This is a genomic window from Aquimarina sp. AD10 (assembly GCF_003443715.1).
GTDB lineage: Bacteria > Bacteroidota > Bacteroidia > Flavobacteriales > Flavobacteriaceae > Aquimarina > Aquimarina aggregata.
This window is the reverse complement of the sequence record NZ_CP031965.1, coordinates 1,678,500-1,694,296: the sequence shown is the minus strand read 5'-3', so window position 1 is coordinate 1,694,296 and position 15,797 is coordinate 1,678,500. Positions and strand designations below refer to the sequence as shown.

General features: G+C 32.6%; 10 protein-coding genes. All 10 read left to right on the top strand.

Annotated features, from left to right (window positions below; genetic code table 11):
• Position 1: 1 nt before the first annotated feature.
• From D1816_RS07200 to D1816_RS07155, 10 genes are read left to right on the top strand one after another with little or no spacing between them, the layout of a single operon-like run.
• Positions 2-1,114, top strand: a complete 1,113-nt coding sequence (locus D1816_RS07200) for a carbohydrate-binding family 9-like protein (RefSeq protein ID WP_118506225.1) — start codon at positions 2-4, stop codon at positions 1,112-1,114.
• 1 nt (position 1,115) lies between these two features.
• Positions 1,116-2,228, top strand: coding sequence for a family 10 glycosylhydrolase (locus D1816_RS07195; protein ID WP_118506224.1), 1,113 nt, complete (start codon positions 1,116-1,118; stop codon positions 2,226-2,228).
• A gap of 46 nt (positions 2,229-2,274) precedes the next feature.
• Positions 2,275-4,524, top strand: coding sequence for a GH92 family glycosyl hydrolase (locus tag D1816_RS07190; protein WP_118501873.1), 2,250 nt, complete (start codon positions 2,275-2,277; stop codon positions 4,522-4,524).
• Positions 4,525-4,526: 2 nt separating this feature from the next.
• Positions 4,527-5,522 carry an isoaspartyl peptidase/L-asparaginase family protein gene (locus D1816_RS07185; RefSeq protein WP_118501871.1) on the top strand — a complete coding sequence of 332 codons (996 nt, stop codon included), beginning with the start codon at positions 4,527-4,529 and terminating at the stop codon, positions 5,520-5,522.
• 33 nt (positions 5,523-5,555) lie between these two features.
• Positions 5,556-7,934, top strand: a complete 2,379-nt coding sequence (locus D1816_RS07180) for a PSD1 and planctomycete cytochrome C domain-containing protein (RefSeq protein WP_118501869.1) — start codon at positions 5,556-5,558, stop codon at positions 7,932-7,934.
• Between the two features lie 5 nt (positions 7,935-7,939).
• The gene (locus D1816_RS07175) at positions 7,940-9,412 is read left to right on the top strand and encodes a DUF1501 domain-containing protein (RefSeq protein WP_118501867.1); all 1,473 of its coding nucleotides are present in this window, start codon (positions 7,940-7,942) and stop codon (positions 9,410-9,412) included.
• A gap of 11 nt (positions 9,413-9,423) precedes the next feature.
• Positions 9,424-10,467: a peptidylglycine monooxygenase gene (locus D1816_RS07170; RefSeq protein WP_066317964.1), complete on the top strand. Its 1,044-nt coding sequence runs from the start codon at positions 9,424-9,426 to the stop codon at positions 10,465-10,467.
• Positions 10,464-11,291 carry a chitobiase/beta-hexosaminidase C-terminal domain-containing protein gene (locus tag D1816_RS07165; protein WP_158597736.1) on the top strand — a complete coding sequence of 276 codons (828 nt, stop codon included), beginning with the start codon at positions 10,464-10,466 and terminating at the stop codon, positions 11,289-11,291. The genes D1816_RS07170 and D1816_RS07165 overlap by 4 nt, the downstream gene beginning before the upstream one ends.
• A 2-nt stretch (positions 11,292-11,293) precedes the next feature.
• Positions 11,294-13,405, top strand: a complete 2,112-nt coding sequence (locus tag D1816_RS07160) for a c-type cytochrome domain-containing protein (RefSeq protein ID WP_118501863.1) — start codon at positions 11,294-11,296, stop codon at positions 13,403-13,405.
• 13 nt (positions 13,406-13,418) lie between these two features.
• On the top strand, positions 13,419-15,755 hold the full coding sequence (locus tag D1816_RS07155; protein WP_118501861.1) for a GH92 family glycosyl hydrolase: 2,337 nt from the start codon (positions 13,419-13,421) through the stop codon (positions 15,753-15,755).
• The last annotated feature ends 42 nt before the right edge of the window (positions 15,756-15,797 follow it).

The window sequence follows — 15,797 nt, the reverse complement described above, 5'->3', positions numbered from 1 at the left end:
TATGATTGAGATAAGAAATAGTATTTTAAAATACATAATAAATCATAAAGGTTTTTATGTACTATTCTTATTTTTTATAAGGATACCTGGTCATTCACAAAATACAATTAAAAATTTATCTCCCAAATCATATATAGCGTATCAAACAAGCGAGAAGATCACTATTGATGGAGTAGCTTCTGAGGAATCTTGGGAAAAATCAAAATCAACAGATTTTTTTATCGATATTGAGGGAACTAAAATACCAAAATATGAAACCTCTGTAAAAATGCTTTGGGATCATGAATTTGTGTATTTTTTTGCAGCGATAAAAGAACCTCATGTATGGGGTGATTTGAAGAAAAGAGATACTATTGTTTTTTACAATAATGATTTCGAAATTTTTATCGATCCAGATAATGATACTCATAATTACTATGAGTTCGAAGTAAATGCATTGAATACGCTTTGGGACTTATTTATTACCAAGCCATATAGAGAAGGTACACCAGTATTAAATGATTGGGATGCAAATGGTTTTAAATCGGCGGTTAAAATTAATGGAACACTAAACAATGCAAAAGATATAGATAAAGGATGGGCTATAGAAATTGCTATTCCATTTAAAGTTTTTAAAACATCCTATTACCAGAATAATATACCTAAAGATATCTTTTGGAGGGTGAACTTTTCGAGAGTAAACTGGGATTTTGAGATTCATAATAACAAGTATTACAGAAAAAAAGACCAAAAAGGAAAATTTGAATCCGAATATAATTGGGTGTGGTCTCCAATGGGAGTGATAAATATGCATAGACCAGAAGACTGGGGATATGTTTATTTTTCTTCAAAAAAAGCAGGAGAATTGGATGTGTTCGAAATACCTAAAGATGAAAAAGTAAAACAATTATTATATCAGTTATACCGAAAACAAAAAGTATTTTTTAAAAATAATAACCGTTGGGCTATCTCATTTAATGAACTAGGACAAAAAGATGTTCGAATCGAAGATAAAAAGGTTTTACGAACTATAGAAAATCATCAAACAGGTTTTAATATTACAATAGCGAGCCCATTTACAGAACGTTTATTTATTATAAAAGAAGATGGTAAAATCATCACTAAAGAAGATTAACATGAGAGCTTTTAAAGTAATTTGTCTATGTAGTCTACTTATTGCTATAAGTTGCACCTCTAAACAAAAAGAAGATAAAGAAGTAGTAGCAGAAAAGATAGCTACATCAAATACAACGCTACCATTCAAGTATTGGGTTTGGATTACTGCAGAACCATCAAAAACAGACTTAATGTATATTGATGAATTTAAGAAATATAAAAACAATGGAATCGATGCTGTATTAATTAACACAGAAGCTAATGCCAAGATTTTAGAAAAAATAGCTCCATTGGCTGTAAAAGAGGGGTTAGAGGTACATGCCTGGATGTTTACAATGAATAGACCAAATGATGCTATTGCATTAAAACACCCAGAATGGTATATGGTGAGTAGAAGTGGTAAGTCTTGTTTTGATAATAGACCCTATGTAGATTATTACCAATGGTTATCGCCTAGTCATCCACAGGCTAGACAACATATCTGGGATTTGGTTGAGAGTTTAGCTAAAGTTAAGGATGTAGCAAGCGTACATTTAGATTATATCAGATATCCAGATATTTATTTACCAATAGGATTATTACCAAAATACAAATTAATTCAAAATGAAGAATTACCGGATTTTGATTTTGATTACTCTCAAGTTGCTGTAGATAAGTTTGAACAACAATATGGTAAAGATATTAGGCAAGCTGAAGTTCCGGCAATAGACATTGAATGGAAACAGTTTAGGTTAAATGAAATCAAATCGGTAGTAGACGGTGCCTATGATATAGCCCATAAACATGGGAAACAATTAACAGCCGCGGTTTTTCCTTATCCAGAAATGGCAGATCATATGGTGAGACAACGTTGGGATAAATGGAACGTAGATGAGGTATTGCCAATGATTTATTATAACTTTTATAACGAAACTGTTGATTGGGTAGGTTTTGCTACTCGACAAGGTGTAGAAGACCTTAAAGGAAAAAATACCAAATTACATACCGGTATTTATTTACCTCCGATGAGTGCAAAAGATGTTTCTATAGCAATAGAGCTAGCAAAAAATAATGGAGCTTCAGGAATTTCTTTTTTTGATGGTAATGCAATAACCGAAGAACAATTTGAAGCAATTAAAAATTCAAAAAAATGAGTTTTATTGATAACTATCAAATCCTTTACAAGATGAAAGTTACAGGATGAAAAAATTATATGTATATATTGCCGGAATACTTGTTTTTTGTTCTTGTACAAATAAACAAAAAGAGTATGACGTATCAGAAAAGGCATTAACAACATATGTCAATACATTTCTTGGTACTGATGGCCCTGGAAACACATATCCCGGAGCTACACTTCCTTTTGGAATGGTTCAATTAAGTCCAGATATAGGAATTCCTGGATGGGACCGAATTTCAGGATACTTTTATCAAGATTCTATACTAACAGGTTTTTCGCATACGCATCTATCAGGTACAGGAGCAGGGGATTTATACGATGTTTTGGTAATGCCTACCAATAGTCGTTTTTCAAAAAAAATCAAAGAAAATAACTTTAAACCTTTTTCTAAGTACAGTCATGATCAAGAACTTGCTACTCCAGGTTATTACGGTGTTCATTTGTTAGATTATGATATTAAGGTAGAGCTTACGGCAACAGAACGCGTAGGCATACACCGATATACATTTCCAAAAGATTCACTTACGGCCATTCATGTAGACCTTGGGTATGCCATTAATTGGGATAATCCAACTGATACGTATATAGAAAAAGTAAGTAATTCCAAAATACGAGGATATAGAATGTCGACAGGTTGGGCAAAAGATCAACGGATCTATTTTGTTATGGAGTTTTCAAAGCCTTTTGAAAAGTATTCAGTATTTAAGAATGATAGTATTACCACTATTCCCGTAAAAGGTAAGAATACAAAAATCATACTTAATTATAATACAGAAGAAGATGAACAAATAATAGTAAAAACTGGTCTCTCGACGTCTAGTTTAGATGGAGCAGAAGCATCATTGTTAACAGAAACAAGTGATTTTAATTTTGATTTTTATAGAAAAAAAGCTCAGAGTACCTGGGAAAAAGAACTGCAAAAAATCAAAATCACTACTTCTAACGAAAATAAGAAGACTATTTTTTATACCATGATGTATCAATCTATGTTAGCGCCAACGTTATTAAGTGATGCTAAGGGAGAATATAAAGGAGCAAATGATACAATTGCGATAGCGAATGGGTACAAGAGATATGATACTTTTTCACTTTGGGATACTTTTAGAGCAGCGCATCCCTTATATACATTACTTCAACCAGAACGAGTTCCCGATATGATACATTCATTATTAGCTCATTATAATGAAACAGGAATACTACCAGTATGGTCCATGCAAGGAAATGAAACAAATATGATGATTGGGTATCATGCGGTTCCGGTTATTGTAGATGCCTATTTTAAAGGGGTTAAGTTTAATACAAATGTAGCGTATAATGCATGTAAAAAAAGCGCTATGGTTAACGATAGACAAATTAAGGTGTATAGAGAAACAGGGTATATCCCTGTCGACGAACATCATGAAAACTGGTCAGTGTCAAAAACTATGGAATATGCCTATGACGATTGGTGCATTGCAATGTTTGCCAAAGAATTGGGAAAAGAAGAAGATTACAATTACTTTTTGAAAAGATCAGAAAATTGGAAAAACCTCTACAATGAAAAAAGATCATGGTTACAACCAAAGAATAAAGAAGGAGAGTTTATAACACCTTTTATTCCTAAAGAATACACACCGTATTTTTGTGAAAGTAATGCTTGGCAGTATTATTGGTTCGTCCCTCATGACATAGAAGGTTTAATTAAAAAAACAGGAGGAAAAGAACGGTTTTCTCAAAAATTGGATTCTATGTTTTCTTTAAATCCTCTACCAGAGGACAAATTACCAATATTTAGTACAGGAATGATAGGTCAATATGCCCATGGAAATGAGCCTAGTCATCACGTTGCTTATCTCTATAATTATATAAATCAACCTTCTAAAACACAAGAACTAACAAGAGAAATTTTAGAAAAACAATATAAAAATGAACCAAACGGACATTGTGGTAATGAAGATTGTGGACAAATGTCGTCTTGGTACGTTTTTAATGCATTAGGATTTTATCCAGTAAATCCTGTACAAGGTATTTATCACTTAAGCACGCCATTGTTTGAAAAATCAGAAATTGTATTGTCTAAGGGTAGGACTTTTACTTGTATCGCAAAAAATATTTCAGATCAAAATAAGTATGTGAAAAAAATCACATTAAATGGGAAACCTCTTCAGAATATATATATAGAACACAAAGAAATAATGAAAGGTGGTACTCTCGAATTTGAAATGAGTAATACTCCAAACGATTCTCTATTTATAAATGGAGAATTACCAAAACGTAATAAAATATATTGATCATGACGCACAATCGTATATATGGCCTTATTCTTTTACTATTAAGTTTTACAGCATGTAAAAATAAGGATATCGCTGTAAACAAAATTAATGAGAATACAACACCAAAAGAAATTATCAAACCTGTAGTAATTTCTACGTGGAATCATGGTATTCCAGCAAACAAGGAAGCTTGGAGAATTTTAATTAAAGGAGGTACAGCACTTGATGCAGTAGAACAAGGAGTGCGAACCGCCGAAGCAAATCCACAAGTGCAGACTGTAGGGTTAGGAGGTTTTCCTGATCGAGAAGGAAATGTTACTCTTGATGCTTGTATTATGGATCATAATAGTAATTGTGGATCGGTTTCTTTTTTACAACATATTAAACACCCTATTTCTGTAGCTAGAAAAGTAATGGAAGAAACACCTCATATTATGTTGACAGGAGAAGGGGCATTACAATTTGCACTAGAACAAGGGTTTGAAAAAGAAGAATTACTGACTCCAGAGTCCAAAAAAGCATATAAAGAGTGGTTGCAAAAATCAAACTATGAACCTGTAATCAATGTCGAAAATCATGATACGATTAGCATGCTGGCATTAGATGAAAACGGAGATCTTTCTGGAGCTTGTACTACAAGTGGTGCTGCTTGGAAAATGCATGGTAGAGTAGGAGATTCTCCAATTATCGGAGCGGGTTTGTTTTTGGATAATGAGGTAGGTGCAGCTGCAGCAACGGGTTTAGGAGAAGCTGTAATTAGAACTGCAGGTAGTGCTATGGTTGTAGAGTTAATGCGTCAAGGAAAATCACCCTATGAAGCATGCAAAGAAGTCGTTGAGAGAATTTATAAAGTACATAAAAATCATAAAGACCTAGAATATTTACAAGTAGGATTTATTGCATTAAATAAAAATGGGGAGTATGGTTCTTATTGCCTACGTCCTGGTTTTAATTTTGCAGTAAAAAATGCAATGGTAAATAATGAATTAACAAATGCTGATTTTAAGATAAAATAAGATGTCAATTGTTTAACCTTAAGATGTAAACCAATGAAAAAGAAAGATGCCGCACTATATTTTTTAGCTTTTTTTATAGCAGCCATTTTTGTTAAATGGATGTTCTCTAATCAAGATGAAGAATATATACTGTTGACCGAAAACAAAAGTGAACATAGTAATTCAAGTAAAAAAGGAACTAAAACAGTAGCTATACCTAAAATACCAGAAGTAATCAGTTATAGCTTTCATGTAAAACCAATACTTTCGGATAAATGTTATGCTTGTCATGGTCCTGATGAAGGTTCTCGCGAAGCAGGACTTCGTTTTGATACTAAAGATGGTGCTTATATACCTTTAGGAGAAAATAAAGATCGATTTGCAGCCAAACCAGGAGACGTTGAAAATAGTGAAATGATTCAAAGAATATATACTCAGGACGATCACAAACTAATGCCTCCGCCAGATTCAAATTTGACATTGAGTGAGTATGAAAAAGGGGTACTGAAAAAATGGATAGAAAGTGGAGCTCAATGGGATTCTCATTGGTCATTTAAAGTACCTGTTAAAGGAGCTTTACCTATTGTGAAAAACGTAACATGGGGAAATAATGAAATTGATAAATTTATTCTTAAACGATTAGAGGATGAAGAACTTTTACCGTCTGAAATAGCAAGTAAAGAAAAGTTAATAAGACGCGTATCTTTTGATCTTACAGGTTTGCCACCAACAATAGAAGAAACTGAAAACTTTATAAAAGATACTTCTGAAAAAGCATTTGAGAAAGTTGTTGATAGATTACTTAATTCTAATGCTTATGGAGAGCGTATGGCATTAGACTGGATGGAAGTAGCAAGATATGCAGATACACATGGATATCAAGATGACTTAGAACGTATAATGTGGCCTTGGCGAGACTGGGTCATACATGCCTTTAATAAAAATCTACCTTATGATGAATTTGTAAAATGGCAACTGGCCGGAGATCAGATTGATAATGCTTCTTTAGAACAAATAGTAGCATCAGGTTTCAATAGAAATCATAAAATCACTCAGGAAGGAGGAGTAATTGATGAAGAGTACCGTGTAGAATATGTAATGGATCGAGCAAATACAACAGCTAAAGCATTTATGGGGTTAACTATGGAGTGTGCTCGTTGTCATGATCATAAATATGATCCCATATCGCAAAAGGAATTTTATGGTATGTACAGTTTTTTTAATCAATTAAAGGAAAAAGGACAGATAGACTATGGAGAAATACCAGAACCATATGTAGCATTAGATCAGAAAACTATTAAAACTGAATTACCATTTGTGAATATACCTGATTCAATTACAGAAGTAAAGTTAATGGTAATGAAAGACGAAAAAGGGATACGTAAAAACCATTTATTAAAACGTGGACTTTATGATGCCCCAGGTGAAGAAGTATCATATGCACTACCAAATGAGGTACTACCATTTTCTGATCAATATTCTGAAGATAGACTAGGACTGTCTCAATGGTTTTTTGATGATCAAAATCCATTAACAGCAAGAGTAATGGTCAATCGGTTATGGCAACAAATGTTTGGAGCAGGTATTGTTATAACAGCCGATGATTTTGGTAACCAAGGGGCTTTGCCAACACATCCTGAGTTATTAGACTGGCTTGCGGTAACTTTTAAAGAAGAAGGATGGGATATCAAAAGTACATTAAAAAAAATAGCCTTATCCGCAACGTATCAACAAGATTCTAAAATAACTCCAGAGTTATTAGAAAAAGATCCAGAAAACCGATTATTAGCAAGAGGATCACGCTATAAATTGCCTGCAGAAGCTATTAGAGATAATGCATTGTTGGCAAGTGGACTATTGGTTAAAAAAGTTGGTGGTCCTAGTGTAAAACCTTATCAACCAAAAGGTTTATGGGCAGAGACAACTTCTGGGGTTGGACTTACAGAATATATTGCCGATAAAGGAGAAGGCTTGTATAGGAGAAGCTTATATACCTTCTGGAAACGAACAGTGCCACCACCTTCTATGTTAACTTTTGATGCAGCTTCTAGAGATTTCTGTACTGTACAACGACAAAAGACAAGCACACCGCTCCAAGCATTAGTGCTTATGAATGACCCTCAGTTTATTGAAGCTGCTACAATAATGGCAATTCAAGTATTAGAAAATGATAGTTTTGATGAAAAACAAAAGATAAAAACTCTTTTCAGGAAGATTACGTCTAGAAGTCCAGACGAAATTGAACTTAATAAACTATCTACCTATTTAAATGAGCAAAGACAGACAGAAATTGTCAAGAAACTAGAAAGTAAAGTTACAGAACAAAGAGTAACCGTAACGATCCCCGAAAATATTCCGCCTAAAGAACTAAGAGCGTACACAGCTCTAGCTAGTTTGTTATTCAACTTAGATGAAACCATTACTAAAAGTTAAAGATCATGAGCGAGTTATTTAAACATTTTAATAATAATAATAGAAGACACTTTTTAAAGAAGGTTGGATTAGGTATTGGGGGAGTTGCTTTAGGGTCGTTGATTGATCCAATAAGTATGTTTAATGCATCGAATACTGCCAAAGATTTAAATTTAGGAGCTAGTTCTTTAAAACTTCCACATTTTGCTCCAAAAGCAAAACGAGTGATTTATCTTTTTCAAAGTGGGGGACCTTCGCAATTAGATTTGTTTGATTACAAACCAAAACTAACCGATATGAGAGGGCAAGATCTTCCAGAATCTGTTAGAAAAGGCCAACGATTAACTGGTATGACGTCTGGACAATCTAGTTTCCCTTTGACCGATAGTAATTTTACATTCAAACAATATGGAGAATCAAGAGCATGGGTGAGTAGTCTAATGCCCTATGTTTCAAAAGTTGTTGATGAATTGTGCTTTGTAAAATCTATGCAAACAGATGCCATAAATCATGATCCTGCAATTACATTTTTTCAAACAGGATCTCAACAATCAGGAAGACCAAGTATAGGGTCATGGATGAGTTATGGTTTAGGAAGCCTGAATAATAATTTACCTGCTTTTTCTGTATTATTAAGTAGAGGTACCGGTCGACCTAATGCGCAACCGCTGTATTCTAAGTTATGGGGTAATGGTTTTTTAAGCTCTTTACATCAAGGAGTCCAATTTCGTTCTGGTAAGGACCCTGTTTTGTTTCTTAAAGATCCAGAAGGAATGTCTAGATCTGATAGAAGAAAAATGCTGGATTATTTAAGTGAGTTAAATTACAAACAGGAAACAGAATTTGGAGATCCAGAAATTAATAGTAGGATAGCACAATATGAAATGGCTTATCGCATGCAAACGTCTGTTCCGGATACAATGAATATAGATGATGAACCAGATCACATTTTTAGAATGTATGGTCCAGATTCTCAGATACCAGGAACCTATGCTGCCAATTGCATACTAGCTAGAAGATTAATAGAGAAAGATGTACGATTTGTACAATTATATCATATGGGATGGGATCAACATGATAATCTTCCAACACAAATAGAAAAACAAGCTAAAGATGTGGATCAGGCTTCGGCTGCTTTGATTCTAGATCTAAAACAAAGAGGCTTGTTAGAAGATACATTGGTAATTTGGGGAGGTGAGTTTGGAAGAACAAATTATAGCCAAGGAACACTAACAGACACAAATTATGGACGAGATCATCATCCTAGATCATTTACAGTTTTTATGGCTGGTGGAGGAGTAAAACCTGGATTTACTTATGGCGAAACCGATGAACTTGGATATAATGTCATAAAAGACCCAGTGCATATTCATGATTTTCAGGCTACACTAATGCATCTTATGGGAATTGATCATACCAAATTCACTTTTAAACATCAAGGAAGAAGGTTTAGGTTAACAGATGTTCATGGTCACGTAGTTAAAGATCTCATAGCATAATATTGTAAATCATGAATAGAAGAAAGTTTTTACATAAGTCAATATGCGCCTCTGCAGGGGTACTTACGTTACCAATGTACTCTGGAGCGTATTCCTTTGATTATCATAAAGATTTGATTATTGGCCATAATTCACATCAATATAAAGTTGATATGAATTGGGGTAAATTAGATGCGAACAAAGTTCCGGTTCAAGACTGTCATGAAATTATTCAAGACTCTAAAGGAAGAATTATATTGCTTACTAATCATGTCAAGAATAATATCATAATCTATGACAAATCTGGAAAACTTATAGAAACTTGGGGCACGACATATCCCGGAGGTCACGGATTAACGCTTTCTACAGAAAACGGAGAAGATTTTTTATTTATTACCGATTATGAACGTCATCAGGTTATTAAAACAACCATAGATGGCAAAGAAGTAATGACTATAGAGTATCCTGCAGATACTGGAAAATATAAAAACAAAGAAGAATTTAAACCGACTGAAACAACAATTTTAGAAAATGGAGATTTTTATGTGGCCGATGGCTACGGAAATCAATTTATATTACATTATAATTATAAAGGGGAACTCTTAAATATATTTGGGGGCAGGGGAATAGAAAATGATCAATTTTTAAATGCGCATGGTATTTGTTTAGATGCAAGAAATCAAGAATCTCCTGTCCTTTTAGTAACAGCAAGAGAGCAAAATCAATTAAAAAGATTTAGCTTAGATGGTACGTATTTGTCTTCGATAGAAGTTCCTGGTGCACTTATTTGTCGACCTGTCATTCATAAGGATGAAATTTATTTTGCAGTTCTCAAATCCAGAGGAGCAACCCAAAATAATTCTGGGTTTCTTTTAATCATGAATGATAAAAACGAGGTTATTTCTTGTCCCGGTGCTACAAAACCTTTGTATAAAAATAATTCATTAGCAGAGTTATATCAAACTATAAAATTATTTCAACATCCTCATGATGTATGTATTGATGAGGACGATAATATGTATGTAGCGCAATGGAACTCAGGTCAGACATATCCTATAAAATTAATCAGAGTATGAGATGTGTATTTGTGATAGCAGTATTACTATGTATGTATTCTTGTAAAAAGAATAGTAATAAAAGTGATTTATCTGATCATTTTGTACAAACCAAAGATGTACAATTAGTAAATCCAAAAATTGAAACAAAAAGTGTAATTATAGATTCATCTTCATCGATTACAGCATTATTAGATTTGGATCAAGCAGTAATTTATTACACAACAGATGGAAGTGAACCAAATGAAACATCAAATAAGTATACGAACTCAATTTCGATTTCAAAACCTGGTAAATATACTTTTAAGGCGTTTCATTTAGATTTTAAACCTAGTGATGCAATAGATGTATCATTCTTTAATAAAGGAGTAGATGTTCATAGTATTGATTTAGAGACCGCTTTGAATAAACAATATCCAGGTAAGGGTCAAAATACCTTAGTAAATGGTGAAAAAGGAACGTTAAATTTTAGAGATGGTGAATGGCTAGGAGTTACAGAACCATTTATAGCTATTGTAGAATTTGATGATGTCCTGTATATAGAATCAATCGATATAGGATATTTAGTAAATACCGATTCATGGATTTTTCCTATTCAAGATATTTCTATAGATTTTTCTGAAGATGGGATTAATTACATGCCGATAGGACCAATAAAGAAAATAGAAAAGCAGGAGAGTAATAGTACCAAATTAGAAAATATTAATATTTCAGTTTCAAAGAGACTTAAAAAAATGAAAATCAAAATATCTAATGTTACAGCCATTCCTAAATGGCATCAAGGAAAAGGTAACCCTGCCTGGCTATTTATGGATGAATGGATTTTTAATACCAAAAAGAACTAATCATGAATTTTATAATACCCGAAATATGGTACTTATTTTTGAGTCAAATGTTCTTTGTTCAAATAGAAAGTAATACACCAGAGTTTATTTTGTTTTTAGGGCGTTTTCACCCTTTAATATTGCATTTACCAATTGGGGGATTACTATTAGTGTTTTACTTCGATATTGTTGGACGTATTCGTAAAAAATACCCAGAAACACTTATTAAGAACGGATTAGGTTTTAGTACTTTTTTTGCAAGTATTGCATGTGTTTTAGGCTATTTTTTATCGTTAGAAGGAGGTTACGAAGAAAGTACTACAAATATTCATATGTGGACAGGTATTGGTACAGCAATTTTGACATTAGTATTATTTCTAATTAAAAGATCTTCAAAAGAAGATTTAGAAAAACTATTTTTCCCATTATTTGTTATGACTATTATTTTGATAAGTATAACAGGACATTTTGGTAGTATATTAACTCATGGGGATAATTTTATAACACAATATTCACCATTAAAGACAAAAACGAAGAAACCTCAAGTCATAGATAGTTTACGTTATTTCTCTGATGTAATATATCCAATCCTTGATGCTAAATGTGTGCAATGTCATAATGCAACCAAACAAAAAGGAGGATTATCTCTAATTTCTGAAGAGATGATACAAAAAGGAGGAAAAAATGGGGCATTAGTACAAAAGGGAAATGCTTTAAAAAGTCATATGATTAAAAGAATTTTATTGCCATTAGACAATGAAGAACATATGCCACCTGCGGGTAAAAATCAAATTACTACCGATGAATTATGGTTATTAAAACATTGGATAAATAATGGTGTAGATTTCAAGAAAAAAGCATTAGCTTATCAAAGTAACGATACGTTAATAAGTCTATTAGAGAATTATATAGAAAAAGATATAGAAAATATTCCTGAAGCTTCTATTAGAGCCTTAAATAAAGTAGTGAAAGCTGGCTTTTCGGTACATAGGATTGCTATTAATCAACCACAATTGATAGTTAAATTTACCAAAGACTCGATTTCAGAAGAAGCCGTTAATACATTAACAGGAATCTCTGAGCAGTTGGTAGAATTGGATATGAATACTACATTGCTTACAGATGATATGACTAAAGGATTAAAATACCTAAAGCGATTAGAAAAATTACGTCTTGATAATACTAAAATCACCAATAAAACTCTCAATTATTTAATAGATTTAAAGAAACTTAAGGTTTTAAATCTTCATCACACAGCTGTTGATAATGATGGCCTAAAGGTAGTTCTAGAAAAAATAGCTTTAAACGATGTATTTATTTGGAATACTAATGTTGATAAGGAATTTGTTAGACAAGTAGAAAAAGCTAGTAAAACAAAAATCCACGAAGGGATTTTTGAAGGATTTACCGAAATCAAACCATTAAAACCTCCTAAACTTATTACAGAACAATCTCTTTTTTCAGATAGTCTTTTGATTGTTTTTAATGATCCTGCCCGTTCTGCAAAACTATTTTATAGTCTTGATGGTTCGGATCCTGACAGTACATCTACTCGATATAATGAGCCCATTAAAATAGTAAAATCTACTAAGTTAAAAGCAAAAATGTATCAAGATGAATGGTTACCAAGTCCAATCTTTGAAAAAGATTTTTTCAAAATAAAATATAAAGTCACAAATTTTGAAATTGTAAATGAGCCATCTACTAAATATCCCGGAGCACATAAAATTTTTGATTTTATAGAAGGAAGTACTCTTTTTTCTGATGGAAAATGGACCGGTTATGAAGGGGTAGATCTAATTAGCACAATTAATTTTGAAGAACCTAAAAGTATTAATGGTGTTGCTGTAAGTTGCCTTAGAGATTCAGGTTCATGGATTTTATTCCCAAAGAGGATAGAAGTATATTCCAGAAACGAAAACACTTCTTTTCAAAAAGTAGGAGAGATGGATTATGATGCTACACATCAAAGAGAAGGAGGAGATAAAAATCAAAAACGATTTAATATCAAAATAAAGGATGTTGAAGCTAAATACCTAAAAATAATAGTTCAAAACGCAGGAAAACTTCCAAAATGGCATCAAGGAGCAGGTAAAGCTCCATGGCTTTTTGTTGATGAAATAGTAATACAATAAAATAAAATAATCAATGAGAATAAAACTTGTTATACACGTTTTAGTACCTTTTATTTTGGCATGTAATTCAAAACAAAAAGATGAAAAAGTAAAAGAGATTCAAAAACAAGAGGAAGTATCATTAACAGATTATGTAAATCCGTTAATGGGAACAGATTCTGCCTTTGATTTATCTAATGGAAACACATATCCGGCAATTGCAACTCCTTGGGCTATGAACTTTTGGACACCAATGACTTCAAAAATGGGAGATGGCTGGACCTATAAATATGATGAAAATAGAATTAGAGGCATAAAACAAACTCATCAGCCAAGCCCATGGATAAACGATTATGCAGCATTTTCTTTAATGGCAATTACAGGAGATCTTAAATATAAAGAAGACGAAAGAGCTTCTTGGTTCTCGCATAAAGCAGAAACAGTTAAACCACATTATTATAAGGTGTATTTAGCTGATTATGATGTTACTGCAGAGGTTACACCTACAGAACGAGCTGCGCATTTTAAATTTACTTTTCCAGAAGCAAAACAATCTTATATCATGTTAGATGCCTTTTTTAAAGGATCTATGGTTAAAATTATTCCAGAAGAAAGAAAGATTATAGGATATTGTAGAAATAATAGTGGTGGTGTGCCTAATAATTTTCATAATTATTTTGTGGCTCAATTTGATAAAGATTTTGAAGTTAATCACACTTGGACAGAAGACTGGACATTAATAAACAATTCTAAAGAAAATGAAGGAGAACATGTAGGAGCTATTATAGGGTTTAGCACTAAAAAAGGAGAAGCTGTGCATGTAAAAGTTGCCTCTTCTTTTATAAGTTTAGAACAAGCACAATTAAATTTAGATAGAGAAATAGGGAAAGATACTTTTGAAGAAACCTATAATAAAGCAAAAAATGAGTGGGAAAAAGAATTAGGAAAAATTGTAATCGAAGATGATAATACAGAACATATTAAGACCTTTTATTCTTGTCTGTATCGTGTACTGTTGTTTCCAAGAAAATTCTATGAATACAATGAGAAAGACGAAATAGTTCATTATAGCCCTTACAATGGTAAAGTATTACCTGGTTATATGTTTACCGATAATGGTTTTTGGGATACATTTAGAGCAGTTTTCCCTTTCTTTAATATGATGTATCCAGAATTAAATGGTCATATTATGCAAGGGTTGGCAAATACATATAAAGAATCGGGATGGTTACCAGAATGGGCAAGTCCAGGTCATAGGGATTGTATGATTGGATCAAATTCGGCTCCAATCATTGCAGATGCATTTTTAAAAGGAGTGACAGATATTGATAAAGAAATTTTATTTGAGGCAATCCTAAAAAACGCTACAACTTCAACAGGAAGACCATTGTCTGATGGAAACCCCATTCGTTCTGTCGGTCGAGAAGGAATAGATTATTATAATACTCTGGGTTACGTGCCGTATGATGTTAAGATCAACGAAAATGCAGCACGAACATTAGAATATGCATATGCAGATTTTACAATTGCGAAAATGGCTGAAAAATTAGGTAAAAATGAGCTAGCTACTAAATTTTACAAACGCTCACTTAATTATAAGAACCTATTTGATCCATCGACAAAATTAATGCGAGGAAAAAACAAAGATGGTAGCTTTCAAACTCCATTTAATCCACTAAAATGGGGAGATGCTTTTACTGAAGGTAATAGTCTACATTACACATGGTCAGTTTTTCATGATGTTGATGGTTTAATACAATTAATGGGTGGTAAAACTGAGTTTGAAAAACAATTGGATCATGTATTTTCTATGCCACCAGAGTTTGATGCGTCTTATTATGGATTTACAATTCATGAAATTCGTGAAATGCAAATTGTTAATATGGGTAATTATGCACACGGAAATCAACCGATTCAACATATGATTTATTTATATAATTATGCCAATGCGGCCTATAAAACACAAGAAAAAATTAGAGAAGTACTTACCAAGTTATATGCTGCAACACCAGATGGATATTGTGGTGATGAAGACAACGGGCAGACTTCTGCTTGGTATGTGTTTAGTGCATTGGGGTTCTATCCAGTTACTCCAGGGGTAAACCAATATGTAATAGGAAGCCCATTATTTAAGAAAGCTACTTTAAAATTAGAAAATGGCAATTCATTTATCATAGATGCTCCAGATAATTCTAAAAAAAATGTATACATAAATTCTGTCTCTTTAAATGGAGTGCTTCATGATAAAAGTTTTATAAATTTTGAAGATATTCAAAAAGGTGGGACATTAAATTTTAAACTTTATAATAAACCTAATAAAAACTGGGCAAGTACAATTGATGCAGTACCATATTCACTAAGTAAAGAGTAATTTATTAACTACTCTAGTTTTAATTCTAAGGGGGTATTATAA